Origin of the sequence: uncultured Roseobacter sp., assembly GCF_947499265.1 — a bacterium.
Taxonomy (GTDB): Bacteria; Pseudomonadota; Alphaproteobacteria; order Rhodobacterales; family Rhodobacteraceae; genus Roseobacter.
Genome location: NZ_CANMNK010000007.1, coordinates 378,764 through 405,663, shown reverse-complemented (window position 1 = coordinate 405,663; position 26,900 = coordinate 378,764). Strand labels below are relative to the sequence as shown.

The 26,900-nt window shown below is 56.0% G+C and carries 26 protein-coding genes, 1 tRNA gene and 6 pseudogenes; 19 read left to right on the top strand and 14 right to left on the bottom strand.

Features of this window, described 5'->3' with window-relative positions:
- Nucleotides 1-58 precede the first annotated feature (58 nt).
- The 6 genes from Q1A63_RS20580 to Q1A63_RS20555 all read right to left on the bottom strand — a co-directional run bounded on the left by Q1A63_RS20580 (nucleotide 59) and on the right by Q1A63_RS20555 (nucleotide 6,702).
- Nucleotides 59-868: a hypothetical protein gene (locus Q1A63_RS20580; RefSeq protein WP_298974987.1), complete on the bottom strand. Its 810-nt coding sequence runs from the start codon at nucleotides 866-868 to the stop codon at nucleotides 59-61.
- A 259-nt stretch (nucleotides 869-1,127) separates the two neighbouring features.
- Nucleotides 1,128-2,513 carry an IS1182 family transposase gene (locus Q1A63_RS20575; RefSeq protein WP_299632418.1) on the bottom strand — a complete coding sequence of 462 codons (1,386 nt, stop codon included), beginning with the start codon at nucleotides 2,511-2,513 and terminating at the stop codon, nucleotides 1,128-1,130.
- Nucleotides 2,514-2,902: 389 nt separating this feature from the next.
- Nucleotides 2,903-2,979: transfer RNA gene (locus Q1A63_RS20570), tRNA-Arg, on the bottom strand.
- A 127-nt stretch (nucleotides 2,980-3,106) separates the two neighbouring features.
- The gene (locus tag Q1A63_RS20565; RefSeq protein ID WP_298974985.1) at nucleotides 3,107-4,534 is read right to left on the bottom strand and encodes a HAMP domain-containing sensor histidine kinase; all 1,428 of its coding nucleotides are present in this window, start codon (nucleotides 4,532-4,534) and stop codon (nucleotides 3,107-3,109) included.
- Between the two features lie 15 nt (nucleotides 4,535-4,549).
- Nucleotides 4,550-5,968: an FAD-dependent oxidoreductase gene (locus Q1A63_RS20560; RefSeq protein WP_298974984.1), complete on the bottom strand. Its 1,419-nt coding sequence runs from the start codon at nucleotides 5,966-5,968 to the stop codon at nucleotides 4,550-4,552.
- Nucleotides 5,965-6,702: a TVP38/TMEM64 family protein gene (locus Q1A63_RS20555; protein WP_298974982.1), complete on the bottom strand. Its 738-nt coding sequence runs from the start codon at nucleotides 6,700-6,702 to the stop codon at nucleotides 5,965-5,967. The genes Q1A63_RS20560 and Q1A63_RS20555 overlap by 4 nt, the downstream gene beginning before the upstream one ends.
- A gap of 309 nt (nucleotides 6,703-7,011) precedes the next feature.
- Between Q1A63_RS20555 and rpmH the strand changes: the two genes are divergently transcribed.
- From rpmH to yidD, 3 genes are read left to right on the top strand one after another with little or no spacing between them, the layout of a single operon-like run.
- A complete protein-coding gene (gene rpmH, locus Q1A63_RS20550) occupies nucleotides 7,012-7,146 on the top strand; it encodes a 50S ribosomal protein L34 (protein WP_007118882.1) in 135 nt (44 codons plus the stop codon).
- 26 nt (nucleotides 7,147-7,172) lie between these two features.
- Nucleotides 7,173-7,586, top strand: coding sequence for a ribonuclease P protein component (rnpA, locus tag Q1A63_RS20545; RefSeq protein ID WP_298974980.1), 414 nt, complete (start codon nucleotides 7,173-7,175; stop codon nucleotides 7,584-7,586).
- Nucleotides 7,583-7,819, top strand: coding sequence for a membrane protein insertion efficiency factor YidD (gene yidD / locus Q1A63_RS20540; RefSeq protein ID WP_298974979.1), 237 nt, complete (start codon nucleotides 7,583-7,585; stop codon nucleotides 7,817-7,819). Before rnpA ends, yidD begins: the two co-directional genes overlap by 4 nt.
- A gap of 8 nt (nucleotides 7,820-7,827) precedes the next feature.
- Here yidD and Q1A63_RS20535 read toward each other — a convergent pair.
- The 4 genes and pseudogenes from Q1A63_RS20535 to Q1A63_RS20520 all read right to left on the bottom strand — a co-directional run.
- Nucleotides 7,828-8,061, bottom strand: a pseudogene (locus Q1A63_RS20535) (DUF3833 family protein); the annotation flags it as partial.
- A 165-nt stretch (nucleotides 8,062-8,226) separates the two neighbouring features.
- Entirely contained in the window at nucleotides 8,227-8,673 is a 447-nt protein-coding gene (locus Q1A63_RS20530) for a DUF1772 domain-containing protein (RefSeq protein WP_298974978.1), read from the bottom strand.
- 45 nt (nucleotides 8,674-8,718) lie between these two features.
- Nucleotides 8,719-9,978, bottom strand: a complete 1,260-nt coding sequence (locus Q1A63_RS20525; RefSeq protein ID WP_298974977.1) for a ferredoxin reductase family protein — start codon at nucleotides 9,976-9,978, stop codon at nucleotides 8,719-8,721.
- Between the two features lie 28 nt (nucleotides 9,979-10,006).
- Nucleotides 10,007-10,507 (bottom strand): signal transduction protein, encoded by a 501-nt coding sequence (locus Q1A63_RS20520; protein WP_298974976.1) that lies wholly within the window; start codon nucleotides 10,505-10,507, stop codon nucleotides 10,007-10,009.
- Nucleotides 10,508-10,663: 156 nt separating this feature from the next.
- Here Q1A63_RS20520 and Q1A63_RS20515 point away from each other — a divergent pair, with 156 nt between their 5' ends.
- The 3 genes and pseudogenes from Q1A63_RS20515 to Q1A63_RS20505 form a co-directional block, all read left to right on the top strand.
- Nucleotides 10,664-11,110: a MarR family transcriptional regulator gene (locus tag Q1A63_RS20515; RefSeq protein ID WP_298974974.1), complete on the top strand. Its 447-nt coding sequence runs from the start codon at nucleotides 10,664-10,666 to the stop codon at nucleotides 11,108-11,110.
- A 9-nt stretch (nucleotides 11,111-11,119) separates the two neighbouring features.
- A complete protein-coding gene (locus Q1A63_RS20510) occupies nucleotides 11,120-11,548 on the top strand; it encodes an anthrone oxygenase family protein (protein ID WP_298974972.1) in 429 nt (142 codons plus the stop codon).
- Between the two features lie 298 nt (nucleotides 11,549-11,846).
- Nucleotides 11,847-12,014: pseudogene (locus Q1A63_RS20505) on the top strand (IS110 family transposase); the annotation flags it as partial.
- Nucleotides 12,015-12,143: 129 nt separating this feature from the next.
- Here the strand turns inward: Q1A63_RS20505 and Q1A63_RS20500 are convergent.
- Complete coding sequence (locus Q1A63_RS20500; protein WP_298974970.1) at nucleotides 12,144-12,809, bottom strand: DUF6058 family natural product biosynthesis protein; 666 nt, start codon at nucleotides 12,807-12,809, stop codon at nucleotides 12,144-12,146.
- A 446-nt stretch (nucleotides 12,810-13,255) separates the two neighbouring features.
- Between Q1A63_RS20500 and Q1A63_RS20495 the strand changes: the two genes are divergently transcribed.
- The 4 genes from Q1A63_RS20495 to Q1A63_RS20480 all read left to right on the top strand — a co-directional run bounded on the left by Q1A63_RS20495 (nucleotide 13,256) and on the right by Q1A63_RS20480 (nucleotide 16,312).
- On the top strand, nucleotides 13,256-14,752 hold the full coding sequence (locus Q1A63_RS20495; protein ID WP_298974968.1) for a winged helix-turn-helix domain-containing protein: 1,497 nt from the start codon (nucleotides 13,256-13,258) through the stop codon (nucleotides 14,750-14,752).
- A gap of 306 nt (nucleotides 14,753-15,058) precedes the next feature.
- On the top strand, nucleotides 15,059-15,370 hold the full coding sequence (locus Q1A63_RS20490; protein ID WP_298974967.1) for a hypothetical protein: 312 nt from the start codon (nucleotides 15,059-15,061) through the stop codon (nucleotides 15,368-15,370).
- Nucleotides 15,371-15,569: 199 nt separating this feature from the next.
- Entirely contained in the window at nucleotides 15,570-15,869 is a 300-nt protein-coding gene (locus Q1A63_RS20485) for a hypothetical protein (protein ID WP_298974966.1), read from the top strand.
- 98 nt (nucleotides 15,870-15,967) lie between these two features.
- On the top strand, nucleotides 15,968-16,312 hold the full coding sequence (locus Q1A63_RS20480) for a hypothetical protein (protein ID WP_298974965.1): 345 nt from the start codon (nucleotides 15,968-15,970) through the stop codon (nucleotides 16,310-16,312).
- Here Q1A63_RS20480 and Q1A63_RS25685 read toward each other — a convergent pair.
- From Q1A63_RS25685 to Q1A63_RS20470, 3 pseudogenes are all read right to left on the bottom strand, one after another.
- Nucleotides 16,289-16,381: pseudogene (locus tag Q1A63_RS25685) on the bottom strand (hypothetical protein); the annotation flags it as partial. The gene Q1A63_RS20480 and the pseudogene Q1A63_RS25685 sit on opposite strands and share 24 nt — an antisense overlap.
- 296 nt (nucleotides 16,382-16,677) lie before the next feature.
- Nucleotides 16,678-16,920, bottom strand: a pseudogene (locus Q1A63_RS20475) (transposase); the annotation flags it as partial.
- A gap of 150 nt (nucleotides 16,921-17,070) precedes the next feature.
- Nucleotides 17,071-17,336: pseudogene (locus Q1A63_RS20470) on the bottom strand (transposase); the annotation flags it as partial.
- Nucleotides 17,337-17,521: 185 nt separating this feature from the next.
- On the opposite strand from Q1A63_RS20470, the gene ttcA (Q1A63_RS20465) reads away from it, so the two are divergent.
- The 9 genes and pseudogenes from ttcA (Q1A63_RS20465) (at nucleotide 17,522) to Q1A63_RS20425 (ending at nucleotide 26,896) form a co-directional block, all read left to right on the top strand.
- A complete protein-coding gene (gene ttcA / locus Q1A63_RS20465) occupies nucleotides 17,522-18,445 on the top strand; it encodes a tRNA 2-thiocytidine(32) synthetase TtcA (protein WP_298974964.1) in 924 nt (307 codons plus the stop codon).
- Between the two features lie 339 nt (nucleotides 18,446-18,784).
- A pseudogene (gene ttcA, locus Q1A63_RS20460) lies at nucleotides 18,785-19,444 on the top strand (tRNA 2-thiocytidine(32) synthetase TtcA); the annotation flags it as partial.
- A 117-nt stretch (nucleotides 19,445-19,561) separates the two neighbouring features.
- Nucleotides 19,562-21,109: a bifunctional diguanylate cyclase/phosphodiesterase gene (locus tag Q1A63_RS20455; RefSeq protein WP_298974963.1), complete on the top strand. Its 1,548-nt coding sequence runs from the start codon at nucleotides 19,562-19,564 to the stop codon at nucleotides 21,107-21,109.
- Nucleotides 21,110-21,262: 153 nt separating this feature from the next.
- On the top strand, nucleotides 21,263-23,089 hold the full coding sequence (gene yidC, locus Q1A63_RS20450) for a membrane protein insertase YidC (protein ID WP_299632417.1): 1,827 nt from the start codon (nucleotides 21,263-21,265) through the stop codon (nucleotides 23,087-23,089).
- A complete protein-coding gene (locus Q1A63_RS20445; protein ID WP_298974961.1) occupies nucleotides 23,089-23,826 on the top strand; it encodes an MOSC N-terminal beta barrel domain-containing protein in 738 nt (245 codons plus the stop codon). The genes yidC and Q1A63_RS20445 overlap by 1 nt, the downstream gene beginning before the upstream one ends.
- Nucleotides 23,826-24,476, top strand: a complete 651-nt coding sequence (gene yihA, locus Q1A63_RS20440) for a ribosome biogenesis GTP-binding protein YihA/YsxC (protein ID WP_298974960.1) — start codon at nucleotides 23,826-23,828, stop codon at nucleotides 24,474-24,476. Before Q1A63_RS20445 ends, yihA begins: the two co-directional genes overlap by 1 nt.
- A gap of 57 nt (nucleotides 24,477-24,533) precedes the next feature.
- The gene (gene argB, locus Q1A63_RS20435) at nucleotides 24,534-25,397 is read left to right on the top strand and encodes an acetylglutamate kinase (protein ID WP_298974959.1); all 864 of its coding nucleotides are present in this window, start codon (nucleotides 24,534-24,536) and stop codon (nucleotides 25,395-25,397) included.
- A 57-nt stretch (nucleotides 25,398-25,454) separates the two neighbouring features.
- Nucleotides 25,455-26,249, top strand: coding sequence for a sterol desaturase family protein (locus Q1A63_RS20430; RefSeq protein ID WP_298974958.1), 795 nt, complete (start codon nucleotides 25,455-25,457; stop codon nucleotides 26,247-26,249).
- Nucleotides 26,246-26,896, top strand: a complete 651-nt coding sequence (locus Q1A63_RS20425) for a ferredoxin (RefSeq protein WP_298974957.1) — start codon at nucleotides 26,246-26,248, stop codon at nucleotides 26,894-26,896. The genes Q1A63_RS20430 and Q1A63_RS20425 overlap by 4 nt, the downstream gene beginning before the upstream one ends.
- Nucleotides 26,897-26,900: the final 4 nt, after the last annotated feature.

The following is a 26,900-nucleotide window of genomic DNA, read 5'->3' as shown; positions in this document are numbered from 1 at the left end:
CGTTTCAGTCCCATAATTCGTCTCCTTTGCTGCAATAAATGCTATCAAAGGAGCGGCATCAAACCGCGACAGGTCCAGCCAGTTCCTTCTCATCCGCTACCTCAATGGAGCCGCCATCGGTCTTTAATGTGACGGTGTGCCCACCCTTGAACCAACCATTGTCCTTTAGGTTCTTGGCGACCTGGTCGGCATTCGTATGATTGAAAACACCTCGCTTGAAAAACTGGGACTCTTCAAGTAGCCGATCATAAACATCCGAGTACTTAGAGATCAGATTCTTGATATCTTCGTCAGCCAGTAGTTCGACTACTTTTGGGTCGAAAAGTACTTTGTAAGAGACAGTCGCAAACTGCGCATAGGAGTCCTTTGCGACCTCACGATCAACAGTTCCCAATGCAATCAAGAATTCGGCTTCGGACAAGCCAACCGCATTGCTGAAGGCTGCCTCGATCCCCTTGGTCATTCCGACCTTCTTCTTCATAATCTTCAGCAACGCATCACGTTTTTCAGCGACGGCTTTGAATACCGCATCGTACTCTGACTTTAGTTCTTCGCTGGCTAACAGAGTCGACATCTTCTCAGACGCGTATTTTTCGTTGATGGAGTCGACGACGAACACGGAACCACCAGGGATCGGTTCGCCGTTTTCGCCAGTAACCACAAATGTCGTTGGACGTTCTGGATAAACTATGTCTTTTGGCTTTTTCCCTGCCGAGTAATCCTTGAATGACCGGGCGAACGACGTCTTCATCAAACCGTTTGGCGCATAGATTGCGACAGGCATATTGTTGTTTTCGAAGCTCAACTCATGATCAAGAGCCGGTATGCCGTAGCAGTTTTCCATTTTTATCGTATATTTTTGAGCCATCAGTCCCTCCACGTGACCGTACCGTATTCAAGGCAGAGCTGATGCTGACGCCCGTTCGAATAAACGCTCTTCAGCCTACACATTTTTTCTAAGGACTTCGAGTATAGACCGCTCGCTGTTCTGAATGTCCGGTTTCATCATTGAACCAGGCTGCTCTCGCATATGCAGCGAAGGTCCGGAATCCGCCCATTCTGTGGAAAAACAACGTGTTGCGAGTGCAGAAAGTGCGGCTTCCAACGAAGCACGGGCGCCTTTGTGATCACGCTTTGCGTGTTTGCTGCGGTGCAGGAAAGATCTTGGCCAGTTTTCGGAGGTTCTGGGCGGTGGCGGCGAGGAGGAATTCGTCGTTTGCGCCGCATGGGCCGCGTAATCGCAGACGTCCTAGCCCGAGGATGCGTTTCAGGTGAGCGAAGAGCATCTCGACCTTTTTCCGAAGCTTCGCTGAGAGTTTGTATTGGGATGTTTTTGCGATGGCACGCGCGACGTCGCGGGCGTCTTCGTGCTCTTCGCGGGTGATGGAACGGAAGTCCATGTTCGGGCAGCACTTGGTTTTGGACGGACACGCTTGGCAGGTATTCTTAAGCGCGCGGTACTTGGCGACGCCTTTGCCCGTGGGGCCGCGATTGGGGTCTGAGTAGTTGCGGCGGAACTGCTTCAGTGCCTCGCCCTCTGGGCAGATGTATTGGTTGTTCTCGGCGTCCCATTCAAAGTCGGCACGGGTCCAGGTGCCATCACTGCGGCCAGCCTTATAAATAACTGGAATGTGTGGCGCGATCTTACGGTCCACCAACCAACCGAGCATTGGGCCCGAGCCATAAGCAGTGTCTGCGATCAGTCGCTCAGGATGCAGATCGAACCTGGCCCTCACCCTTTCCAGCATCGTCTTGGTAGATCCCACTTCGGCCTGTCGGATCGACCGTGTTGCCTCGACATCAAGGATGACACCGTGATCCGTGTCGATGAGATAATTGTCAGAATAGGCAAAGAATGCTGGACCCTTACGCGCTGCGGTCCACTGGCTTGCGGGGTCCGAGAAGGATGTGAACTTGGGCTTTACATCACTGGCTGCGCCGAAGGCGGCCTCATCAAGCGTGTCGAGATACTCCTTCACAGCGCGTGGCGCAGTTTCGACATCGATCCGGTCCACGTCCCATTCCTCCTTGGACGCAGAGAACTGTTTGTTGGCGTCAGCCTCGATCAGGCTGGCATCAACAGCCATGCGTTGGCCGCTGGCTAGACCTTCAGCGATGCATTGCGCCACCGTCGTCTCAAACAAGTGACGCAGCAACTCGCTCTCGCGGAACCGACCATGTCGGTTCTTCGAAAAGGTGGAGTGGTCAGGAACACGGTCGCTCAGATCGAGGCGGCAGAACCACCTGTAAGCCAGGTTCAGGTGCACCTCCTCGCAGAGCCGACGTTCGGACCGGATGCCAAAACAATACCCAACCAGCAGCATGCGGATCAGCAGTTCTGGATCGATGGAAGGACGGCCCGTGTGGCTGTAGAACTCTGCCAGATGGGCACGAATGCTGCTCAGATCGACAAACCGATCAATCGACCGCAAAAGGTGATCTTGGGGGATGTGATCCTCCAGCGAGAACTCGTAGAACAACGCCGCCTGCGCTTCTTGCCGTGGTCCCATCATCGCCAATCCCTCCATCTACGAAGAATTGAATCAGCGACTTACCTCCCGATCAAGCTCGAGTTTTTCAACGGAATACGCCCCCCTCTTTTTAGTGAAGAGCTAGGGGACTTCGTCCCCACGCGCCCGCAACTCAATTAGACAGGGCCGAGTCCTCGGCTCCGCCTGCGGGCCGCACCTACCCTATCGAATTGAGTTGCACTTGCTACACCCTACCCTCGCCGGGAGCAGGTTTTAGAGACGAGCGCCCTGAAGGGCTTCACTCAAAACCTGTTTTGAGAGGAGAAGTCTGATCTGACAGCCCATACTCGTCAAAAGCAAGACTATGCGTCGGCAAAGGAAAGATCCTGTCGCAAAAGGAAGAACTATGTGTCGCCTTACAAATGTGGTAGTGGCGGACCGAGGAGGATTCGAACCCCCGACCCCTTGATTCGTAGTCAAGTACTCTATCCAGCTGAGCTATCGGTCCACTGCGCCGGGGTTTAGTTGGGCTGGCGTAAAGTTGCAAGCCCATTCCGTTGAAATTCTGGTCAGTATTCCAGCGCATTCCTTCTCTCGACGCTGCCCTGACTTCGCACCCCAATGGCGCTGACACATCAACCAACTGATTTTTGCGGCGAACGCACCTCTGGCTTCGCGGTTAGTGTGCCATCGCCCTTTGGCAGACAAATCGAAAAACATGTGCCCTCTGCGCTGGTCCTGGCGAGTTCCAACGTACCACCATGCCCCTTGACCAGTTCGGCGGAGATCGCCAACCCGAGGCCGGATCCCCCTTTGCGTGCGCCGCCCTGAAACGGCGTGAAGAGATGCTCTTGTGCTTTGGCGGGGAGACCTGGGCCAGTATCGACCACCTCGATCCACCAGGCTTCGTCATCTTCGTATCCTATGACGCTGATCTCGCCGGGTGTTCCAGTTGCCACGAGCGCCTGACGCGCATTGCGGATCAGATTGGCCAACACCCGGTAAAGCTGCTCCGGATCCGCTCTGACAACCATGCCAACGGGAATATCGCACGCAAAGGACATATCGAAATCCCCCACCGCCAGACGTTCGCTGTCGATCACCTCGTCGACCAGTTCAACAAGCGGCAGCATTGTCAGCGTCGGGCTTGGCTCTTCAGCTTTGCCGAAGGCGAGCGTGCTTTCGCACAAATGCACCGCGCGCGTGATCGACCCCACGAGCTTCGGGGCCATTCGTTTCACCGTGGGGTCCTCGCTCATCTCAATCCGGTCCGTGAAGAGCTGCGCGGAGGTCAGGATGTTGCGCAGATCATGGCTGATCTTGCTCACTGCACTGCCCAATTGCGCCAGCCTGTCCTTTTGCCGCAGCGCCTGCGTCAGGTCAGTCTCCAAGGTCTGCAAGGCCTCTTCGGCTTCGCGCAACTCTGTGACGCTGGCCGAGGGCGTGATGATGCGCCGCGCGTCTTCGGGCGCCGCCGCGTAGTTCTGCATGTGGCCCACGACCCCTTTGATCGGTTTAAGCAGAAGCGCCCGCATGGCCAAAAACAGCAAGGAGGCCGTGACAATGGAAATCACTGCCGAGAGGATCAGAATGCGGATGCCATAGTCGATCATCGCGGCGCGCAGCGGGTCGGTCTCCATGGTGATCTCGATCAACAAACCGGCGTCTCGCACCGGCGCGCCAATGACGCGGATCACTTCATTTTCAGAGGCGATAAAACGCGTCAATGCATCGCGGATCAGGACGGCGGCACCGTTGTCGCGCATGTCGAAGGTGCGCGAGATCGGCTGCGGCAACTCGGAGGCCAGCATCAGCTGACGGACCTGATCCCGGCGCAGCACTACATTGAAAACACCGGCGTTTTCCAGCAGTTCCGCTTCCAACTCCCGATCGATCATATCGTCGGCCAATAGCGCCAGCGATGCAATCTGCGCACGCTCCAGGCGGTTCATCATGTAGTCTTCGCGAAACCGCGCAATGGACGGCACGAAGATCAGCACCTCTGCCAGCATCACGAAGATGGTGGTCAGAATGACCAGTCGTCCTGAAAGCGAATTCATCATGTCAGCGATAACGTTTCATGGCACGACGCGTTGAACAAGCCCTACAATCTTTTTGACCAGCGGGCTGTCAAACAGTCGCGGACTGAAATATGCGCCCGCCACACGTTTGTTGACCTCGCCAATCGTCGGATAGGGCGCGACCATGGCTGCGATCTGGCTCATCTTCATTTTGTTGGCCAGGGCAAGCGCCCAGAGGTTGATCAATTCACCGGCCTGATAGCCGACAATTGATGCACCAACAGGCCGACCCTTGACCACCATGACCTTGATGAATCCCTTGGTCTTGCGTTCGGCAATCGCCCGGTCGTTGTGATGATAAGGGAAACGCACGACTTCGAGATTGATGCCATGTTCCTTTCTGGCCCGCGCCTCGGTCATGCCGACCTGAGCCAATTCCGGGTCGGTATAGGTGGCCCAGGGAATATGGGCGGTTTTCGCCTTTGACGGCAGTGCAAAGAGCATCGAACGGATGATCACGCCCGCATGATACCCGGCGACATGGGTGAATTGCAGGCCGCCTGCAGCATCGCCAATGGCATAGACGCGTCGGTTGGTGCTGCGCAGGCTGGCGTCAACCTTGATCCCTGTGCGCGTGGTCTCAATGCCGGCCGCCTCCAGATTCAGCTTGTCGGTATTGGTCTTGCGCCCCACCGCCATCAACAAATGTGTGCCTTTGATGGATCGACCGTCCTCGGTCACGACCTCAATGGCACCGGCTTTGCCTTTGATCTCAGCGGCTTTGGCATCCTCCTCGATCACCACCCCTTCGTCTTTGAGGCTGTCGAGCACCACTTGCGCCAGTTCCGGATCATCCTTGCCAAGCGCCTTTGCGCCCTCGATGACTGTGACCTTGCTGCCCAGACGAATATGCGCCTGTGCCATTTCCATCCCGATGGGCCCGCCACCGATGATCAACAGATGTTTCGGTGGTTCGCGCAGATCAAACAGTGTTTCGTTGGTTTCAAATGGGACGGTGTCCAACCCGGGGATTGGCGGCACCAATGGGGAAGACCCCGTGGCAATTACGATCCGGCGCGCCTGGATCACGGTATCACCCGCCTGCACTTCGGTGGGCGAGATGAAATGTCCAAATTCGCGGATCACCTTGACGCCCAGCTCTTCAAACCGCTCCTGACTATCAACTGGTTCAATCTGCGCTATAACGTTGGCCACATGGTCTTTGGCCGCTGCATAATCGACCTTACCCGCGACATCTGCCACACCATATTGCGCGGCGTTGCGCTGCGCATAGGCGGCCTTGCCGCTGGCGATCAGGGCCTTCGACGGCACGCAGCCGTAATTCAGACAGTCGCCGCCCATCTTGTGACCTTCGAGCAGCACCACATCCGCACCCATTTGCACCGCGCCGGCAGCGACCGACAACCCACCGGAGCCTGCTCCGATGATCAAAATATCCGTTTTCAGGCGTGTCACTTGCTCAGGTCTTTCTTGCCGGTCACAGCTTTGACGATCACGGGCAGCAGGGAAAGCGCGCTCAACCCCAGGATCGGCAGCAAGATGTGGGGTTCAAAGATCAGGCCGAAATTCGGGGTCTCTCCACGCTCGAAGACCTCACCAAGCCCTGCGCCCACCGAGGAATAGACCAAAGACCCCGGAATGATCCCCAAAAAGGTGGAGACGAAAAAGCGATAAAGCGGCACTGCCAAAAAGGCCGGGATCAGATTGGCAACAAAAAATGGCACCGCGGGCACCAGGCGAATGAAAAACAACATGGACCATTGGTTTTCATCGAGGCCCTTCTTGATCTTGTTGATGGCCCCCTGGGAGGCGTCCATTCGTTCTTTCAGCTTTTCACCCAGGCCGTGGCGCGCGGCCAGAAAGATGATCGTCGCCCCCAACGTGGCACCCGTGACGCTGAACAAGGACCCCGCCAGCGTTCCAAAGAGGAAACCGCCAGTGAGCGTTGCGATCAAGGCGCCCGGCAGGGAAAACCCGACAATCACCACATAGGCAATCACAAAACCAAGGACAGTCAGCAGGTAGTGTCCGTCGCGAAAGGCAATCAGCGCTTCCCGATTGTCGCGCAGCGCGTCGAAACTGAGGTAATCGCGCAGCGTAAACGCACCCAGCACGGCCACGGCCAAGATGATGATCAGGGGCAGATTGCGCATCAGGCCGGGTTTTGCGTCTTGCGTCATATCTGACATTACTCTGTCCTTTCGGGGCGCGGGTTTCAATTCCAATGGTAGATGACTGTTTTGGGCAGGCTTCGATAGGGCTATCACGGGCGCTTGATCCAGCGTGACAGATTGACCGCCACAGACATCCGAAAGTGTGGGTAATTGAAACAAGTTGACGATTTGCCGAGAACCCAGCCGGAAAATATTGCAATCTTTCGTAATATTGCGGCCACAGGGTTTGACTTGGGCGCGAGAGCATATTAGGGCACGGGCTTCGAATAACACCTGATGGGCAGCGATTCCGCGCAGCGCGTCAGCAGACATGGAGACGGAGCGATGAAACGCACCTTTCAACCCTCGAACCTCGTGCGCAAACGGCGCCACGGTTTCCGCGCGCGCATGGCGACCAAAGCCGGTCGCAAGATCATCAACGCGCGCCGCGCCCAAGGCCGGAAGTCGCTGAGCGCGTAAAGGCGCCACAGGCAAGGTCCAAAGACATGACACCGCCGCAAGCTTCTCCGTCAGGCACCATTGCCTCAGGAGACCCCCTTGCGGCGGTTTCTTTGCGTTTGAGCACATTGACCAAACGCGCGGACTTTCAACGCGCCGCACGGGCGTCTCGCGTCGCCACCCCCGGTTTCATTCTGCAAATGCGACGGCGGCCCATTGGCGAGGCGACGGGCATCCGGGTCGGCTTCACCTGTTCCAAAAAGGTCGGCAACGCGGTCGCGCGTAATCGCGCCAAACGGCGGTTGCGCGAAATTGCACGGCTGGTGCTTGGTCGCCATGGGCGCGACGGCATGGATTACGTTCTGATCGGCAGGCATGAGATGACCGACAAGCTGCCCTTCGCGCAGTTGCAGGCCGACTTGCTGGGTGCGGTGCACAATTTGCACAGCAAAGCCGGATGACACCCCTCGCCCGCGTTCTGTCACTTCCCATTTACGCGTATCGCCTGCTCTTCAGCCCCTGGGTCGGGCACAACTGCCGATATCAGCCAACCTGTAGCGCCTATGCGCTTGAGGCGCTGCAAAAGCATGGTGGTATCAAGGGTGGGCTTTTGACGCTAAGACGCCTCTCCCGCTGCCATCCTTGGGGCCGCGATGGGTATGATCCGGTGCCAGACACTGACACCGATCCCTGAACGACGCGTCAGGGCTGTTTTTCGAACGTGATGATCACTTCGCCGATGTCCAAACCATATTTCTTCATATAGGCCCGGTTCAGCACGCGCGTTTCGCTGAGTTTCCACATCCAGTCATCGAACTGGACCTGCAAGGTGCCGTTGGGTACGGGCAGATCTATCAGGTAACGCCAGTTGAAGGTGTCACCGTTTTCCTCGCCCAACGCCTCACCGATGACACCGGGTGCCGTACCGCGCCAGCTGTAGCAGCGGTGCCGCGAGGGCCATCACGACAAAGATTGGGACGTAAAGTGGTCCAAGAAAGAGACCAATGGCCCCTAAGATCCCCCCTGCCCCAAAAGAGATACGGATCGGCACCCGCCGACATCCGTGCGCGTTTCACAAACGAAGCTCTTGGCGCGCCCATCTCATGCCCCTCCTAATACTGCGAGGTATGCGAATAGAACGAAGATGAGCGTGGCCAGAACCGTGCGTGGGAAGTGCAAGCGGCCCCAACTTCCCAAGTCTTTGGTCATCTGATCAGAGTTAATGTCTGCGCCTTCGGCCATGATGCGGTTGTTCACTGGCATCAGGATTTTGATCGTGTAGGGACCGCTGACCTGCAATACGACGCCACCGATCAACCAAAGCCAGCCACCTCCCATCAGTGATATGACAAGGCTCAGGCCAAGCACGATCAGTGACAGAACGAGCTGCATATGGGCTGACTTGTGGAAGAACGGGGCGAAGAATTCCACCGCCGTGGCCCGGCTTGTTGCCATCATGGCCGGATAGGCGACCGCAGAGGCCGCAACCGCATAGCCGTAGACCGCCCCCATGATCGTTAGGTTCAGGATAATCAGGATATCAAGCATTAGGCACCTCCCGCCCGGGCTGCGCCGAGCCGCCAAAAGGCGGGCTCAGCGGAACTCGAAAGCCTCTGTGTGAATTTGACTGCGCGACACGCCCTCGGATCGAAGGTCTTTCATAATCCCATCGACCATCGGCTTTGGACCGCACATGAAGTAATCGTAAGTGCCCAGCGGGTCGGGCAGTTTCACCTTCATCATATCGACACGGGCGAAATTGCCTTCATCAGAGAAGAGCGGCACGATGGTCACATTGCCAAGCTCAGCGGCACGGTCTTTCAGCTCTTCCAGAAAGATCGCATCCTGTTCTTCGCGGGCTGCGTAGACCAGATGGATTTGACGATCGTCGCCTTTTGCCATCGAACGCAGCTTGGACAGGAACGGCGTCAGGCCGATGCCACCCGCCAACCAGATTTGTTTTTTCCCGGCGTGGCTCGCATCAAATCGCCCATAAGGGCCACGCACCTGTACCTTACCACCAGGTTGCAATTCTTCGCGGACCTTTCTGGTCCAGTCGCCCAGCACCTTCATGGTGAAGCGCAGTTTGTCTTCGCCCGGTGCGCTAGAAATTGTAAACGGGTGTGTCTCGTTCCAGCCCTTGCCTTCAACTTCCACAAAGGCGAACTGGCCGGGCTTGAAGTCGAGCATCTTACCGACGGGTTTCAGCACCACCTCTGTGGCGCGTTCGAGCGCGTTGACCGCCTCAATCTCAAACGGCAGTGCCGTGCGCTTGTTCATGCCAAAGACCGAGTAAAACAACGCGACCAAACCGACCGCGGCAGCGATGATCAGGATGATCCCCGAGGCACTGAACCGTTCAAAGAAGATGCCCGGCGCCGTCATGAAGTGGCCGATGATCAGAAAGTAGACCAGTCCCATGACCTTGTGTGTTGGACGCCAGCGCGAGTACCGGATTTTCCGGTTAAGAGCGATAAAAAGGCCGATCACAAGAAAAATCAGACCCAGCATACCTAGAGGCCCGGATGGGAAGATCGCATTCGCTACCGGGTCCACCCCCTCAGGCAATTCCTTTGGAACGCCGAAGAAATGAACAAGAGCTGTGAGAGCCGCAAAGACGCCTGCAACGCGATGAACCTGATACATGCGGTCGAGACCGCCAAACCAGTCTTCAAACACCTCCAAGCGCGTAGACAGGATGATCGAACTTGTCATCAAGAGGAACGCGATGCCACCAAGCATCACCGTACCTGTCGTGCGCGGACCATGCTGTTCCGGTGGAAGTGCAAGATGAACCACTGCAAAGACCAAAACCAGTCCGACAATGGCAAAGATGCCCTTTTTCTGAAGCATAGCTGCTCCCTCCATAATGGTGCTGGCGTTATTCGACAGATGCAGGATTGATGGCAGCACGGAGCGCGACCATGACCGAGAAGCCCGAAGTGAACTCGTCTTCTGTCAGGACCGCATCGTTATCCGCGTCTGCGCGTTGAAAATCCGCCCCAAGCGAGAGACGATGTTCACGGGGTGAAATCGCGCCGTCGCCATCGCGGTCCCAGAAAGCGAAAACAACCCGAAGCGCCGTTTCATAGGCATCCTCGCGGCCCGCTTCGCGCGCCAAAGGTTCCATCCCGTAATCCCAGGACAGAAACTCGCCAAGCGAGAGCCGATTGTCCTGATCACTGTCCATGGAAACAAAAACATCGCTACCGAAATTCGAGAATTCGCCCTGGTCGATAAAACCACGGTCGGCCCGGTCGAGTGATGCGAAAGCCATCTGCGCGAGGCGGCGGCCCTCGTTCTCTTCTTGGGCCGTTACCGGTGTTCCCAAAACGATCAATGCTGTGAGTGAACAAGCGAGGATTTTACGGGTGGCGAGCATTGTTTGATCTCCGTTGGTTAGGTGGTGAGTCGAAATCACTGTTTTGACTTGCATATGCGATACTTGCATTTGTAAGACTTGTAAATGCTAAAACAACCGCAACACTTGCACACTGCAAGCATTGGAGCTATGCCGATGGTCAGGGGATGCTTCCTGATGACTCAGATTGAATTGAAGGATCATCGGCGCGAAGAGAGCTTTGGCTTTCTGATCCAGACCATTGCTCGGACGCTGGACGCAAAGATGAAGGTCGAACTTGAGAAAATCGGCGTAGATATCAAAATCTTCGCCAATCTGATGATGCTCGGTCAACAGGACGGGATCAACCAGCGTGAGATCGGCCAACGGCTTAATTTTCCTGAGTATTTCACCAGTCGCAACGTCGATGCGTTAGTCGATGCTGGACTTGCCGAACGTCGTCCTGATCCTGACAGTCGCCGGTCTTTTCTGGTCTTCCTGACTGATCAGGGCAGAGCAAAGGCTGAGGAGCTTCCAGCTATCGTGCGCGCCGTGAATGACGATGTTCTTGGGGACTTGAGTGCCAAAGAACGTCAGACGGCAATCGCTCTCTTGCAAAAAGTCGCAGGTGTTGCCCGAAGCTAAGAGGGCACAATGACAGACCTAAAACTGGCGATCTTGATGGCCGCGATTCTCGGCGCTGGAGCTCTTTTCGGCTTCTACTTCACCATGTCGGTTGCGATCATGCCGGGGCTTGATTTGACCGAACCCTATGCCGCGATCACGGCAAACCAGGACATCGGACGAGCCACCCAACAATCGCTTTGGTTCGTGGCCCTGTTGGGCACGCCGATTGCCCTTCTTGCCTGTATCGCACTCTACTGGAAGGATCGGCCGGTCCGGAACTGGCTTGTCCTTGGTATGGCAGGATGGAGTGCGATGATGGTCGTAACTGTCCTCTTTAATGTGCCGCTCAACCAGATCTTGGATGGGCTAACGATCACACCTGACCAAGCCGATCTTGCCGATCTTTGGGCCAGCTACAGCGTGACTGGCAGAAATGGAACTGGCTTCGTGTGCTGACGAGCGGTATCTCACTTGTCGCAGTCGCGTTAGCTATTCGAAACACCCAAGTTTGGCACTAGCGTCCGTCTGCGAAATACGTTCGTATGCGGTCGCAGCCGTCGTTGGAGCAAATACTGCATCTGACCCATAGGCCCAAATGGCTTGGAGAACGACGGCCCATTCCTGCCATTCACCGGCCGGTCAAGATGCTACGCTTGCAGCCTGCATTGCGGATGGGGTGGATGGCTCCTGTTCCCCCGGCGTCACAATGCGCCATACTGCAGTTGTCTATCACTGCTAGGAAAGCAGCCACCCAATGCAGGTTACAAAAGTCGGCCTAGATCTGGCCAAGAACATCTTTCAGATGCACGGGATCACAGAAGATGGGACCGTTGCGTTCAACAAGTCACTCAGGCGTTCACAGCTCTTGGACTTCTTCAAGAACCTTGAGCCCTGTCTCATCGGCATGGAAGCTTGCGGATCACTGCGGACCTCGGACGCGTCGCGGCACATAGGCAGCGAAGCTTGCGGCCACCGATGAGGACGGCCCAAAGCCGACCTTGGCTAGGATCACCGATCAGTGTGGCGACATGTGCGATGTCAGGCCTTGCAATCATCCCGCGAGACCTCCGAGATATTTCTTGCGCACGTCAATGATACAGCGCTTTCGTGAGGACGCTTCAACCTCATGAGGCGCAAACTCGGCTTCGACCTTATCGAGGAAATCGACTGCGCGGCCCAGGAGGCCGAGGTCAATCTGACCTATCTTCTCAGCGGTCTGCTGAATCATCGCTTCGATGAACATCACACCCGATTGTTTCAGAAAGACCGACTCCGGTAGACCGTCTCGCGTGCAAACGCCGTAGACGCCGTTCAGAAAATGGCTCCAGGTCGCATTAGCATGATCGGCATCGAATTGCTTCGTCACAGTTGGCGCAACATCAGTCAAAGCTTTGCCAAGGTCGCTCGACAAGAACGCCGAACGGGAGGCATTGTATCGATCGAAGAAATGCGTCCGCGCCCGTTCCTCGGTATCGAGACCGAACCGCTGGATGGCTTCAATCCATGCCTCGTACCCTTTCAGGTGGAACCGATATGTCGTGTCATCGGCGGCATCGCTGACGAACGACGCAGACCGCCCTGAAGCGCCATAGACGTATGACGGCCCCGGGAAAACGCGCCTTTCAACGAGTTGGCATAGATCCGACAAGGACAAGTCGCACGTCTGGGCGAAGTCATGTTCTTCCAGAAAGTGATTGTAGAGATAGTTCAATAGCATCTTCGGAACCCATTCTCGCTGTTTTTATAATAATGGCAGAAGGCTGCGTCAGATTGCTTCGAGGGTGGTCGAAGTATTTGCGCAACCGGAGGTTCCAGTGGAGAAGAGCCGCGGCCGTTATGCGGACAACCTACCGCTCTTTACAATTGCGCCAATGTCCGCATTCGACAAAGCGTTTTAGTGTCTCGAGTTTGTTTAAAGCGCTGTTGGAGCGATTAGGAAGCGTTCTGTGTATAGGGATAAAGCTCTCAGCTGCGAAGAAGCGAAACTGCGAGCTCATAACGATGGCCCGGATGAACGTTCGAAGCCAACCATTTATACGCCACCGTTGTTTAATCTAGGTCAATTCTTTTTTTTCGCTAAAGTGCTCAGAAATGGACGATACCTTTGAGCCAATGAATAATATTCGTTTTTTAGATTTTTCCTTCAACGACCAAATGCGGCGATTGACACAAGGAACGAAGGATGTCGCGATTGGAGCCCGCGCCTTCGATCTATTGAGCCATCTGATTTCAAATCGCGACAGGGTGGTCAGCCGTGATGAAATTATGGACATCGTTTGGCCGGGCATTGTCGTCGGGGAGAACAATCTAAATGTGCAAGTGGCCAATTTGCGCCGCTTGCTTGGTGCCAATGCTATTACGACCGTTCCGGGGCGCGGCCTTCGGTTTGGCCTTGACGTCGAGATGGATGCGCAATCGCCAGAGCTTTCCGAGCGCCCTTCGGTGGTCATCTTGCCGTTTTCCAACCTGTGTGGCGATCCTGAACTGGACTGGCTAACGGACGGCTTCGTCGAAGATATCACGACCGAGCTTTCCCGGTTTCGTGACATTTTCGTGGTCGCACGTAATTCAGCATTCGCTTATCGAAAGATGTCTCACGACCCGCGGATCATTGCGCGGCAACTTGGTGTGCGCTACGTGGTTGAGGGCAGCGTACGCATATCGCCAGATCTTGTGCGTGTCACTGTTCAGCTGATTGACACGGCCAACGGCGCTCATGTTTGGGCCGAAAACTTTGACGATGATTTCGCAAGGCAATTCGAAACGCAAGAACGGGTCGCGCGCGCGATTGTGACCTCCCTTGCGCCTTGGATTGACCGGGCCGAAGCTGAGCGGGTGCGCAGAACGGCCCCTGAAGATTTGACTGCGCATGGCTTAGCCCGCAAAGGTTGGGCGGTCATCTCAGCGGGTGAAATGTCTTTTGACCCCGCGCCGCGCAACAGGGCGGCAGAACTGGCGCGGCAGGCATTGGCCCATGATCCTCAGTCGGGTCTGGCGTGGCGCGTGCTGGCTTGGGTCGGCTGGTGGAACGCCTACCATGCGACAACGGATTCGATGCCCAAGACCCTGGCGGAGGGCATTGACGCGGCAACTCGCGCAATTGCGATTGATCAGACCGATCATCACGCTCGCAGATTGCGCGCCCTTTTGCATTTCATGAATAAAAATCCCGAAAGCGGCCTGACGGAACTGAAGCAGGCCCACCAAATGAACCCGAACTGTGCCGTCACACTGGCTTGGCTTGGCCTATACGAGGGGTTTTACGGCGATCCCGCTGCCGGCGTTCCTTTGGTCCAAGCAGCACTGAAACACAGCCCACTCGACCCGGCACGCGGATCATTTTTAGCTGCGCTTGGGTTCGCACAATTCACCGTTCGTAATTACCGCGCGGCAGCGCAAGCGGCGGAGTCGGCGCTGGCTGAAGCCGCTGACAGCGCCACCCCACTGATCTTAGCGTCAATCGCATGGGTCGGCGTCGGGCGGATCGACAAGGCTCAAGCCGCGTTTGAGCGGGTTGCCGCCATTGCACCGAGCCTTGTGGCGGCTCGGTTGTCAGGGCAGTGGCTAAGCACCAATCCAGACTATGCTGCACGCGCGGATCTGTTTTTCCGTATTGCCGCTGGTCTGGATACACCTGATACCGCTGAAAAGCTGCTATAAACAAATAGCATCGGGCAAATTTTAGAAAATTTTAGCCGAGCGTATAGCTGGTATAGTCACATCTGCGCTTGGATCGATTTGAAACAATCTCAATCTAATCGAAGATGGGGCGAATGCACATTCCGGAAAGCATAAGTATCTAAAAACCGCGGTGGAATTTTCGGACACCTTGAACGGTCGACCGTTCGGTGCCGAGGCGACCGTTCCGTCACGCAGTACATTCAACACTTTTGTTCATGTCATCAAAGAAGCTGTTTTGCCTTAAGCATTTGCCGCTGTCCCCGGACAATAAGCGCAGGAAACTACATGACCCCAGAAACCCTTGCTCTCATCGCCTCGTATTTGATGTGTTCCGAAGCTGCTGAAGTGCGGGTTTTGGATGGTTCTGAGATCGAACATTGCACGTCTATCTACACGGAAGTGAAACTCGGTTTTGTGCCCGAAGTAAGCCTCGACGAATACCAAATCATGTCTGCGACTCAACGCGCCGAGGTAAATCAGCGGGGCTATGCTGGGTTTTTGGCTTGGCGGTCGTCAAACGCCGGTCCGGTGACTGAGCTGGACGTGGACGCCAAATCTTCAGAAATGGCCGTCCAGACCAATCCTCCATGTCGTTAATCGAAAACGCTACTGCCGACTGCGAGGTATAGAGCGAACCTACCGGTGCCGAAGTCTGGCCTGCATTGCCCACCGCAAGAAAATATCTGGTCTGACGATGAGTCAGCACATGAACACTTCCAATACACTCGAATTGGATTCTGACTTTTCAACGTCTGTCTGCATTTCAATCTCATGTTGAGCTGCCAGAGGACCAGCAATGAAATATGAAAACATCCTGCCTCATCGCTCAGACAATTCCGTACCGGTGCTTAGCGATAAAGAGATTGAAGCTCGCGTTTTCAGAAATCTGGAAGCTACACGGAAAGAGTGGGCAGAGGAACATGAGGGAGCAGTGGTGCTGCTCCAATACCCTGACAATCGGACGCTGTTTCAGCGCATGGCCGCACGGTGGTACTTGCACAGCCAACGAGTGCAACTAAAGAAGCAGGATGAAGGTGTCGAAACCGGTTCTGAGCCAGACTGGCCAGGGCATTGGGCGACGGTCAAGTATCTGTAGCAGCCTTGTTTTGGACAATTCATCTATGACAATTGGTTTGGTAACCGGCCTAGGTTGACCCCATCAAATCAACATGGAGGGTGGCACGATGAAACGGTATGAAACCGCAAAGGCCTTTTTACGCTTGCGAGACCGGCAAGGGTTGGGACGGCTGCAAGTCTTTCTGCCACGCTGATGCGAGCCTTTCGTGTCAGGCTGACGCACTTGCAGATACGACAACCCTTGCCGCCTATGCCGAATGGATGAAGGGGTTTTTAACGCCGTTGCCGGATGGCTGTTACGAACTTACAAGCTTTGCACTGGACGAGGATACCCAAACTTTCCAGCCTGATCTGCGTGTCATTTCATGGAAAATAGACCCAATCGCCAACCGCAAAGATGTGATCGTCAGAGGTTCTGCATGTGCGATCCGTCCTGATCCAGTCGTCCAGTTCCAGCCCTAAGACCTCTGCAAGGTGCTGATTGGGTCGCACACCCATGCCGACAGGAACGACGTCACGAGCAATGACCATCCCGTCCGACAACTCCGCCTGAGTGAGGTGGCCATCCGGTGCGAGCTTCAAAAAGCGTTGAAGTTTCGGTTGATGGCGCGCTGGACGAAACACCCCTAATTGCACGACTTTTGCCTGTTCAAGCGTGGAGCCCGACAAAGAGATCCCATTGGCAATCTCACATTGGTCGCGGCGACAATGGCGCAGCGGCAGACGTGTCGGCGGATTGTGCACCGGCGCTTAGGTAGAATGATCGAGAACTCGGTGTTCAACTCGAGACGGCAAAACCAGCGGTAAACGAGGTTCAAATGCACCTATTCGCAGAGCCGCCGCTTGCACCGAATGCCGAAATGATACCCCACCAGCAGCATGAGGATCAGCAGTTCCGGGTCGACGGATGGCCGCCCCTTATGCCTGTAGAAGTCTGCGAGATGACAGCGGATGTTGCCCAGATCGACGAACTGATCAATAGACCGTAGAAGGTGGTCTTGTGGGACATGATCCTCCCGCGAGAACTCATAGAACAACTGCGTCTGAGCTTCCTGCCTCGGTTCCATCATCGCCAGATCCTCCCTGTAGGACGAATTGAATCAGGCAGCAAGATCTCGATCAAGCACGGCTTTTTCAAAAAATTACGCCCACTCTGTGGAAAAAAACGTGTTTTGGGCGCATAAAGTGGGGGTTTGAATGTGGTGCAAGGGCCTTTCTGATCAGGCCCAGCGCGGTTTCTGCGGTGCAGAAAAGATCTTGCCAGTTTGCGTGGGTTCTGGGCGGTGGCCGCGAGCAGAAATTCGTCATTTGCACCGCATGGGCTACGTAAGCGGATGCGTTTCGGCCCGAGAATATGTTTGAGATGCGCGAAGAGTATTTCAACCTTCTTTCGGAGTTTCATCGAGATTTCGTACTGACGGGTGTCGGCAATGTCGCGAACAACCTTGCGGGCGTCTTCGTGTTCTTCTCAGGTGATCTTGCGCGCGGCGGCATTCAGCACTTGGCTTTGGATGACCTGCTGACCTAAGCAGCCAGATCTTCCGACATTGGGCGTTGTCGCTGACAAAGCTGGCTGGTTTTCCATACCGCCGGACGAGCACTGAGAGCGGCGCTCGCCCAAAGTGCGCACAGAGCTTCCAGTAGACGAAGTTTTGCCTTACTCCATCGGCTATGACCGATGACCTTGATGACATCCATCCCATCTTCCAGGGTGCTCCACAGACGACAGAATTCCGTAAGCTTCGCAAGCGGATCATACGCTCCGTTCGCGAAGCCGTGGAACAATACGGCATGGTGGGGCGGAGCGATGCGCGCTGGCTCGTTTGTTTGTCTGGCGGCAAGGATAGCTTCACGCTTTTAGCGGCCCTTATCGAGTTGAAATGGCGGGGTCTTTTGCCCGTTGATCTTCTGGCTTGTAACCTCGATCAGGGACAACCAGGGTTCCCGGCAACGGTTCTCCCGGATTTTCTGACTAAAGTGGGTATACCGCACCGGATCGAATATCAGGACACCTACTCCATCGTCGTGGACAAGGTCCCTGCAGGTCGCACCTATTGTGCACTGTGTTCACGGCTCCGCCGAGGAAACCTCTATCGGGTCGCGCGGGAAGAAGGCTGTACAGCCTTGGTGCTGGGCCATCACCGCGACGATATCCTTGAGACCTTTTTCATGAATCTCTTTCACGGTGGCCGACTTGCGACGATGCCCCCAAAGCTCGTGAATGAGGAGGGTGATCTTTTTGTTTTCCGTCCGCTTGCTCATGTGGCCGAAAGTGATTGCGAGAAATTTGCACGCGCAATGAATTTTCCAATCATTCCCTGCGATTTATGCGGAAGCCAAGACGGTTTACAGCGCCAGCAGGTTAAGCAAATCCTCGACCAATGGGAGAAGAACAGCCCGGGGCGCAGGCAGGTTATGTTCCGTTCGCTGATGAACGCGCGCCCCTCACATCTACTTGACCCTAAGCTCTGGGACTTCGCAGGGCTTGCGCTAAAAGAGGACGATTCGTTGGCGGAGGAGGCAGACTTCAGAGATCGCGACGACACTGTCGTGGATGCCCCGAGGCGCAGCAAAGAAACGCAGATAAAGAGATAGAGAGGGGTTGAGGGCGCCGATGTCGGCGGATCACAGATCCGGTGGCAGCGGCCGCTGGCCGAGCCAGGATCTGAGCAGTCAAATCGCGTAAAGGCACGGCGAAGGGGCATGATGCGGATCGATATCCGTGAGCCCGGAGCCGGGACAGATCGTGTAACCGATATGCGCCTGGGACACCCGCCGACCTCGAGCGAGTAGTGATTGGCGGGACTGGAAACGTGCACCAAACTCAAACCCTCGATGCCCTTTTTTAATGCACGACTTCAGGTGCACGAAAAATGATAGCAAGGCACTATAATTATTATTCTTCATTTAGTTCGATGCGCTCGGGCTCACTATAAAGACAGCTATACTCTTCTTGCGGTTCTATACGAACTGAAATGGCGCGGCCTGCTGCCGGTGGATACTCTGGCGTGCAATCTCGATTAGGGCCAGCCCGGCTTTCCGGCGACCGTTCTGCTTGAGTTTCTGAAAAATATGGGCGTGCCACATCGCATTGAATATCAGGACACCTATTCCGTCGTCATGGATAAGATCCCGCAGGGCCGGACGTTTTGCGCCCTGTGTTCGCGCCGGCGCCGCGGCCACCTCTATCGGATTGCGCGTGAAGAAGGCTGCAGCGCGGTTGTATCGGGCCACCATCGGGACGACATCCTTGAAACCTTCTTCATGAACCTCTTTCATGGCGGGCGGCTGGCGACAATGCCTCCAAAGCTGGTCAACGAAGAAGGGGATTTGTTTCTCTATCGCCCACTCGCACATGTGGCTGAAGAGGACTGCGAGAAGTTTTCAAGAGCAATGGGTTACCCGATCATCCCATGCGATCTCTGCGGCAGCCAGGATGGGTTGCAGCGACAACAGGTCAAAAAGATTCTGGATGGCTGGGAAAGCAACAGTCCAGGCCGTCGCCAGGTGATGTTTCGCGCCTTGATGAACGCGCGGCCGTCGCATCTGCTCGACCCCAAGCTCTTTGATTTCCAAGGTTTGGCGCTGAAGTAAATAAACTTTTATACAATCCGAGTGCATTTCAACCGACGGTATTAACCGTAGCGTCACCTGTATGAGCATATTTTCTTCAGAAACGTGCATTTAGCACCGATCTGCAAAGGAAGTATCATGTCAGGGGTTCTTGCCGAAAACTGGGCGCGCATACGTGGGAAAGTAGCCGGTTTTCTAACGCGTCCCATGGCACTTGCCTTTCTGCCCGCCCTGTCGCTGGGAGCTTTTTGGATCGGTGGTGATACGGCTCTGATTGCGGCAGCCGTCATCATGCCTTTGATCTACATGCTGATCGGTGGATCAGACAGTAACCGCTTCACCTTTGGTGTAGGCCGTATGGCATCAGGCATGCTGGATAAAAGCTTGTTTGCAGCGATGGTACAACGCACCTTTGACAAGGCGCAGGAAACCACCCTGACCAGCGCGACATTCCGGATCGAAATCGACGACGCCGATGAACTTGCTGAACGCTATGGCCAGGCAGCCAGCGACACCGTAGTGAGCCGCGTCAGCGAACGTCTGATCGCCACCCTGCGCGACGGGGACGCGATTGCGCAGACAGGGGATTTCAAATTCTCAATTTGCTTGCAGCCGGTTCGTCAACTGGATCTTGAGCTGTGCATCCAACTCGCCGGACGCATGCAGAGCGCTCTGGAAGAACCGATCTCGATTGATGGCACGTCGGTTTACATCACGTCTTCTGTCGGGTTTTGCCAACTGAGCCGGATCAGCAATGGCACCGCCGAAAGCTGGATGGAGGCCGCTGGCACCGCTCTCAGAGAGGCACAACACCATGGGCCCAGCGCCATCAGAGCCTACTCTGACGAAATGAAGCGAAAATCGCAGACCAAGGCGGAACTGCGCGAAGAAGTGGCCAAAGCTTTGGAAAGCGGGCAAATTCGCCCATGGTTTCAGCCCCAGATTTCCACTGACACAGGCTTGGTAACCGGTTTTGAAGCGTTGGCCAGATGGCAGCATCCTGAACGTGGTATGATCTCACCTGCAGACTTTCTGCCCGCAATCGAGCAGGCTGACATGCTGGAGCGCCTTGCTGAGGTTATGATGTTCCACGCGTTCAACGCTCTGAAGGAGTGGGACAAAGCGGGAGTGGTTGTTCCAAAAATCGGCGTCAATTTTGCCGGGCCGGAACTGAAGAACCCGCGTTTGATCGACAAAGTGAAATGGGAGCTGGATCGATTTGATCTCACCCCAGAGCGGTTGACGGTGGAGGTGCTCGAAACCGTGGTTGCGGGGGCCCCTGATGACGTGATCAGCCGGAACATAAATGGCCTGGGCGAGCTTGGCTGCAGTGTCGATCTGGATGATTTTGGCACCGGCCATGCCTCGATTGCATCCATTCGCAGGTTTTCGGTGAGCCGGATCAAAATTGACCGTTCATTTGTTATGAAGGCTGATCTTGATCCCGAACAACAACGCATGATCAGTGCCATTCTGACCATGGCAGAGCGGCTGAACGTGGAAACGCTCGCCGAAGGTGTTGAGACCGTTGGCGAGCATGCGCTTCTGGCGCAATTGGGATGCAATCACGTTCAAGGGTTTGGAATTGGCAAACCAATGCCGTTTGACCAGACACTCGATTGGATCGCAGTGCATAACGCCAAACTGCAAGATGTGCCGCGCATCATTGGCAATCGCACCGGATAGGTCCTTGTGTCTGTGATGGCGCGGTTCCTCTGAAAATGAATTTCATCAAAGGACACAGCGCGAAATCAGCCAAAAACCCCGATTCCGCTTGACCTTTGTGCCCGCACTCTGTTGAACCCACGCTGATATCAAACAGATCAGGTGGCTGTCCCTATGGACGATCAGAACAAGAACCTCATTCTTGCAACAGCGCTCAGTTTCCTCGTGATTCTGGTGTGGTTTGTTCTCTTTCCACCGCCTGAACCTGACGTTCCCCTCGAAGGCATCCCTGCCACCCAATCCTCAACTGCGGATTCGACTGCATCTGTTCCGTCTGCTGCGCCTTCTCCGACATCTCAGGAGACCCTCACCCCCGAGACCGGCAACGGCAATGAGGCAATTTCCGACGCGCCACGCGTACCCCTGACCACGGACCGCCTGACCGGATCGGTTTCTCTGCTGGGTGGCCGCATCGACGACCTTTCGCTCAGGGACTACCGCGTCAGTCGGGATGCCGAAGCGGAGATCGTTACAATGCTGGCACCCGTCGGCAGCGCAGATGCTTATTATGCACTTTACGGCTGGGCGCCGGGAGCAGGCGTTGCACCGGATGCTGTCCCTGGGCCAACCACGCTCTGGACACTGTCGCAGGGTGATCAACTGGGTGTTGGCGCCCCCATCACATTGACCTGGGACAATGGCGCCGGTCTGGTTTTCACGCGGACCATCGAGATCGATGAAAACTACATGTTTTCTGTCTCACAGTCGGTTGCGAACACATCCGCCGCCGCCGTCAATCTCGCGCCCTACGGCATCTTGGCCCGCCACGGGGAACCATCAGAGCTTAAGAACTTCTTCATCCTGCACGAAGGCGTTGTCGCGATGGCGGATGGCGAGTTGACAGAAACAGATTGGTCCGACATTCCGGAATTCGCAGTCGGGCAGCGAGAAGGCGTGCCATCAGAACGGATCGAGGACGTAACCAATGGCTGGATCGGCTTTACCGATCACTTCTGGATGGCGACACTCATCCCTGATCAAACCACGCCAACGCGTCTGACCACAAAGTATCTGCCGCGCAACGACATCTACCAGGTTGAAACCGTTCTGCCGACACAAACGGTGGCCGCGGGTGCGACAGCCACGGTCTCAACGCAGCTTTTTGCCGGTGCAAAGGAATGGGAAACCATCCGCGAATATCAGTCCGCGGGCGTAGATCGCTTCATCGATAGCATCGATTGGGGATGGTTCTTCTTTCTGACGAAACCGATTTTCTGGTTGCTGCACGAGTTGAACCAACTGATCGGCAACATGGGTTGGGCGATCATAGGATTGACCTTAATCATCAAGGCTGTGCTCTTCCCACTTGCATACAAATCCTATGTTTCCATGGCCAAAATGAAAGAGCTTCAACCGCAGATGGAGAAGCTCAAGGAAGAGGCTGGCGACGATCGACAGAAAATGCAGCAAGGCATGATGGAGCTTTACAAGCGGGAGAAAGTGAACCCCGCCGCTGGCTGTCTGCCCATCCTTCTACAAATCCCGATCTTCTTTTCGCTCTACAAGGTGATTTTTGTCACAATCGAATTGCGGCACGCGCCCTTCTTTGGCCCCTTCCAGGATCTGAGCGCGCCAGACCCGACCTCCATCATGAACCTGTTTGGCCTGCTACCATTCACTGGCCCGGAACCGAATTCGATCATGGCGTTGATCTTCATCGGCATTCTGCCCCTGCTACTGGGCATTTCCATGTGGCTGCAACAAAAGCTGAACCCCGCCCCCACAGATCCGACCCAGCAGATGATCTTTGCCTGGATGCCTTGGGTCTTCATGTTCATGTTGGGTGGTTTCGCGAGCGGGCTGGTGGTGTATTGGATCGCCAACAACACGATCACCTTCACACAGCAATACCTGATCATGCGCAGCCAGGGCTACAAACCTGACGTTTTTGGCAACATCAAAAGCGGCTTTAACCGCAAATCCAAATCGGACCCACAGTGATGAAAGTCGCTCACATCCTGCGCCATCCGTTGAAAAGCCATGGCCGGGAAGCGCTGGAAACCGTCAACCTGCAGGCAGGGCAATCCATGCCCTATGACCGGGTGTGGGCGGTCGCGCATGAGGCGTCAAAAGCGGATGGCAGCGCGTGGGCACCCTGCGCAAACTTCAGCCGTGGGTCAAAAGCGCCAAGCTTGCTGGCGATTTCATCGCGTCTGGAGGAGGATGCAGAGGTCTTGCATCTCTCTCACCCAGATCGTCCTGACCTCAGTTTTCACCCCGATACCGAAGGCGACAAACTGATCGATTGGGTGATGCCACTGGTGCCGCAAAACCGTGCCCTGCCTGAAAGAATTATCCGCCTGAACGGGCGGGGCTTCACAGACAGTCATTTCGCGTCCGTGACCCTGTGCAATCTGGCCTCCCACAGGGCTGTGGAGGAGCAGATCGGACAGCCCCTTTCCATCCACCGCTGGCGCGGTAACATATGGTTTGAAAGCACAGCGCCTTGGATCGAATTTGACTGGATGGGGCGCGATGTTCGTGTTGGGGGCTGTGTCCTTCGGTTGCGCGAACGCACCGATCGGTGCCTTGCAACCACGGCCAACCCAGAAACAGGCGAGCGCGATACCGACATGCTGGGCGCGTTGAAACATTGGGGACATCAGGATTTCAGCGTGCGTGCAGAGGTGATCGAAGCGGGCCCCTTGCAGCTTGGCGACCCGGTTGAGGTCTTGTGATGCAGTTGCCCTTTCCCATCGCCGATGAGCCTGACCCACAAATTGCCGAAACCGGTCGATTGCTTTTTGCGGGCGAGACCGAATTCGTCAAAGGTGTCGTGGCCATGTCAGGGCTGCCCGAACCGGATCGGCTGGAGGTCTGCTTTGCCGGTCGCTCCAATGTGGGCAAGTCGTCTTTGATTAACGCCCTGACCGGCCGCAAAGGGCTGGCCCGTGCATCCAATACACCCGGTCGTACGCAGGAGATTAACTTTTTCACCGCGGGCGAGACGCACTATCTGGTCGATTTGCCCGGCTACGGCTTTGCGAATGCACCGATCCCGGTGGTGGAAAAGTGGCAGCGGCTGCTCAAGCAATATCTGTCCGGACGCCAGACCCTGCGCCGCGCCTTCGTGCTGATTGATGCACGCCATGGCGTCAAAAAGGTCGACGAAGAAATCCTGAGCCTGCTCGACAGCGCCGCAGTCACCTTTCAGGTCGTGCTGACCAAGGCCGACAAGGTGAAGGAAGCAGAACGCGCCAAGGTTATGGATCAGGTGCGCAGCGCCCTGTCAAAACATCCCGCCGCCTTTCCCGAGATTGTCGTGACCTCCAGTGAAAAGGGCTGGGGCATTCCCACTTTGCGCTCTATCATCGCGACGCTGGAATAGCGGATCCCTTGCACCATCGCTGACCTGCGCACATAACCGCATGACCCAAGGCCCAGAATGAAGACCCAAGATATGAACCGCGATTGGATTGCCACCGCCAGCACGCTCAACAAGGCGCTCCCCTATCTGCAACGCTATGCCGGTGCCACGGTCGTGATCAAACTCGGCGGCCACGCGATGGGCAGCGACGAGGCGATGGAGGAATTCGCCCGCGATGTCGTGCTGATGCGGCATGTCGGGGTGAATCCGGTGATCGTGCATGGCGGCGGCCCGATGATCAACGCAAAGCTCGACGCGCTGCAGATCAAATCCGAATTCGTGCATGGCAAACGTGTGACAGACGCGGCCACTATGGAAGTGGTCGAAATGGTGCTGAGCGGTCTTGTCAACAAGCGTATCGTGCAGGCGATCAACCGTCAGGGCGGGCGGGCCGTGGGCCTTTCTGGCAAGGATGGCGCATTGATCACCTGCACGCAGACGCACCCGGAACTTGGATTTGTCGGCACACCCGATGTGGTCAATCCGCGTCTGCTGCGGGATCTGGCGGAAAAGGAATACATCCCGGTGATTGCGCCCCTGGGTGCCGGACATGCGGGAGAGACCTTCAACATCAATGGCGATACCGCCGCGGGCGCAGTCGCCGCCGCGCTCAAGGCAGACCGGCTGTTATTGCTGACGGATGTTGCGGGGGTCAAAAACGCCCAAGGCGATGTGTTGACCGAACTCAGCGCCACCCAGATCCGGGAGATGACGGCGCAAGGCACCATTGCGGGCGGCATGATCCCCAAGACGGAAACGGCGCTCGATGCGCTGCAGGGCGGCGTGCGCGCGGCCGTCATTCTCGATGGGCGCGCGCCCAACGCCTGCCTGCTGGAGCTCTTTACCGAGCATGGCGCGGGATCGATTATTCGCGCGGACTGACGCAGATGTGTCATGCTGTCGCTTGGAGCACCGCGCGGTGTGTTCTAAGTGTAGCGCATGGAAAACGAAACTCTCATTCGGCTGAGTATTTTTCTGGGCCTGTTTGCACTGCTGGCGACGCTGGAAGCGCTGGCACCCCGGCGTGTGCGCAGTCAACCGCGCAGCCGTCGTTGGACCACCAACTGGGGGATCACGCTTGCAAACACCCTGACGCTGCGAGCATTGGCCTTTGCATTGCCGCTGTTGGCGGTCGGTGCCGCGCTGGATGCGCAGGCACAGGGCTGGGGGCTTTTCAACGCGCTCAGTTGGCCCCTTTGGCTTGAGTTTACCCTCGCCGTTCTGGTGCTCGATTTTGCCATTTGGCTGCAGCACCTGATCACCCATAAGGTGCCCCTGCTCTGGCGATTGCATCAAGTGCACCACGCGGATGTGGACATGGATGTGACAACGGCCATTCGCTTCCATCCGGTTGAAATTGCCCTGTCGATGCTGTTGAAAATCGGATTGGTCTATCTGTTGGGGCCTGCCGCGCTGGCGGTGATCGTGTTCGAGATTCTGCTGAATGGCACGGCCATGTTTAATCATGCCAATATCCGTCTGCCGCTCTGGCTCGATGCCATTGTGCGGCGCTTTCTGGTGACGCCAGATATGCACCGGGTCCATCACTCGGTGCACCGCTCCGAACATGACAGCAACTATGGCTTTGCCCTGTCAATCTGGGATCAGATGTTCGGCACCTACATTCCCCAACCCAAGGCGGGCCACGACGAAATGCAGGTCGGGCTGGAATGGCAGGACGACAGACCCAGCCGGTTTGGCTGGTCGATCTCCCTGCCTTTCGTTCGGAAATGACACTGCCCGAGATCGAAAGGCTGGCCGCGCCTTCGGGTCTATTTGTGATGGGTGCGTTCCATGCCCATCCAAATGCGCGCTCAAATGCGCACCGCACCCTTGTCCTGCTCGGCGCGGGCAGATTGTGTTGGCCCACGTTCAAATCGGCATCTGAATATCGCGATGGCCACCCCGATCCCCTTGACCGCTGGTCCAAGAGGGTTATCGGCGCCATTGCCGTGCAGATTGGCTCAGATGATATCTATCCTTCGGATGGGCCGCCCTACGCGCCGTTTATTGATTGGGCGCTCAACACCGGTCGCTTTTTTCAAAGCCCTACAGGCATGATGGTGCATGAGAGTGCCGGGTTGATGATCTCCATCAGAGGCGCATTGGCGTTCACCACCAAGCTGGACCTCGACAGTTCCGCAGCGCGCAACCCCTGTGACACCTGCGTCGAGCAGCCTTGTGTTTCTGCCTGCCCGGTGGGTGCATTGTCCGGCGCGCAGGCCTATGATGTTCCTGGCTGCAAAGCCTATCTCGACACAATGGAAGGTCAGGATTGTATGGAAAATGGGTGTCAGGTGCGACGGGCCTGTCCGATTTCGATGGCCTTTGATCGTGCGCCGGAACAATCCGCATTCCACATGACCACCTTCAAAGGGTGACCGT

Excerpts from the sequence above, each read along its gene's own strand:
- rnpA (WP_298974980.1), top strand. The coding sequence starts at position 7,173 with ATGACACCGCCGCAAGCTTCTCCGTCAGGCACCATTGCCTCAGGAGAC.
- Q1A63_RS20480 (WP_298974965.1), top strand. The coding sequence starts at position 15,968 with ATGAAACCGCAAAGGCCTTTTTACGCTTGCGAGACCGGCAAGGGTTGG.
- ttcA (WP_298974964.1), top strand. The coding sequence starts at position 17,522 with ATGACCGATGACCTTGATGACATCCATCCCATCTTCCAGGGTGCTCCA.
- Q1A63_RS20485 (WP_298974966.1), top strand. The coding sequence starts at position 15,570 with ATGAAATATGAAAACATCCTGCCTCATCGCTCAGACAATTCCGTACCG.
- rpmH (WP_007118882.1), top strand. The coding sequence starts at position 7,012 with ATGAAACGCACCTTTCAACCCTCGAACCTCGTGCGCAAACGGCGCCAC.
- Q1A63_RS20555 (WP_298974982.1), bottom strand. The coding sequence starts at position 6,702 with ATGTCAGATATGACGCAAGACGCAAAACCCGGCCTGATGCGCAATCTG.
- Q1A63_RS20575 (WP_299632418.1), bottom strand. The coding sequence starts at position 2,513 with ATGATGGGACCACGGCAAGAAGCGCAGGCGGCGTTGTTCTACGAGTTC.
- Q1A63_RS20430 (WP_298974958.1), top strand. The coding sequence starts at position 25,455 with ATGGAAAACGAAACTCTCATTCGGCTGAGTATTTTTCTGGGCCTGTTT.
- yidD (WP_298974979.1), top strand. The coding sequence starts at position 7,583 with ATGACACCCCTCGCCCGCGTTCTGTCACTTCCCATTTACGCGTATCGC.
- Q1A63_RS20530 (WP_298974978.1), bottom strand. The coding sequence starts at position 8,673 with ATGCTTGATATCCTGATTATCCTGAACCTAACGATCATGGGGGCGGTC.
- Q1A63_RS20565 (WP_298974985.1), bottom strand. The coding sequence starts at position 4,534 with ATGATGAATTCGCTTTCAGGACGACTGGTCATTCTGACCACCATCTTC.
- Q1A63_RS20515 (WP_298974974.1), top strand. The coding sequence starts at position 10,664 with ATGACTCAGATTGAATTGAAGGATCATCGGCGCGAAGAGAGCTTTGGC.
- yidC (WP_299632417.1), top strand. The coding sequence starts at position 21,263 with ATGGACGATCAGAACAAGAACCTCATTCTTGCAACAGCGCTCAGTTTC.
- Q1A63_RS20490 (WP_298974967.1), top strand. The coding sequence starts at position 15,059 with ATGACCCCAGAAACCCTTGCTCTCATCGCCTCGTATTTGATGTGTTCC.
- Q1A63_RS20520 (WP_298974976.1), bottom strand. The coding sequence starts at position 10,507 with ATGCTCGCCACCCGTAAAATCCTCGCTTGTTCACTCACAGCATTGATC.
- yihA (WP_298974960.1), top strand. The coding sequence starts at position 23,826 with ATGCAGTTGCCCTTTCCCATCGCCGATGAGCCTGACCCACAAATTGCC.
- Q1A63_RS20445 (WP_298974961.1), top strand. The coding sequence starts at position 23,089 with ATGAAAGTCGCTCACATCCTGCGCCATCCGTTGAAAAGCCATGGCCGG.
- Q1A63_RS20500 (WP_298974970.1), bottom strand. The coding sequence starts at position 12,809 with ATGCTATTGAACTATCTCTACAATCACTTTCTGGAAGAACATGACTTC.
- argB (WP_298974959.1), top strand. The coding sequence starts at position 24,534 with ATGAAGACCCAAGATATGAACCGCGATTGGATTGCCACCGCCAGCACG.
- Q1A63_RS20525 (WP_298974977.1), bottom strand. The coding sequence starts at position 9,978 with ATGCTTCAGAAAAAGGGCATCTTTGCCATTGTCGGACTGGTTTTGGTC.
- Q1A63_RS20510 (WP_298974972.1), top strand. The coding sequence starts at position 11,120 with ATGACAGACCTAAAACTGGCGATCTTGATGGCCGCGATTCTCGGCGCT.
- Q1A63_RS20455 (WP_298974963.1), top strand. The coding sequence starts at position 19,562 with ATGTCAGGGGTTCTTGCCGAAAACTGGGCGCGCATACGTGGGAAAGTA.
- Q1A63_RS20580 (WP_298974987.1), bottom strand. The coding sequence starts at position 868 with ATGGCTCAAAAATATACGATAAAAATGGAAAACTGCTACGGCATACCG.
- Q1A63_RS20425 (WP_298974957.1), top strand. The coding sequence starts at position 26,246 with ATGACACTGCCCGAGATCGAAAGGCTGGCCGCGCCTTCGGGTCTATTT.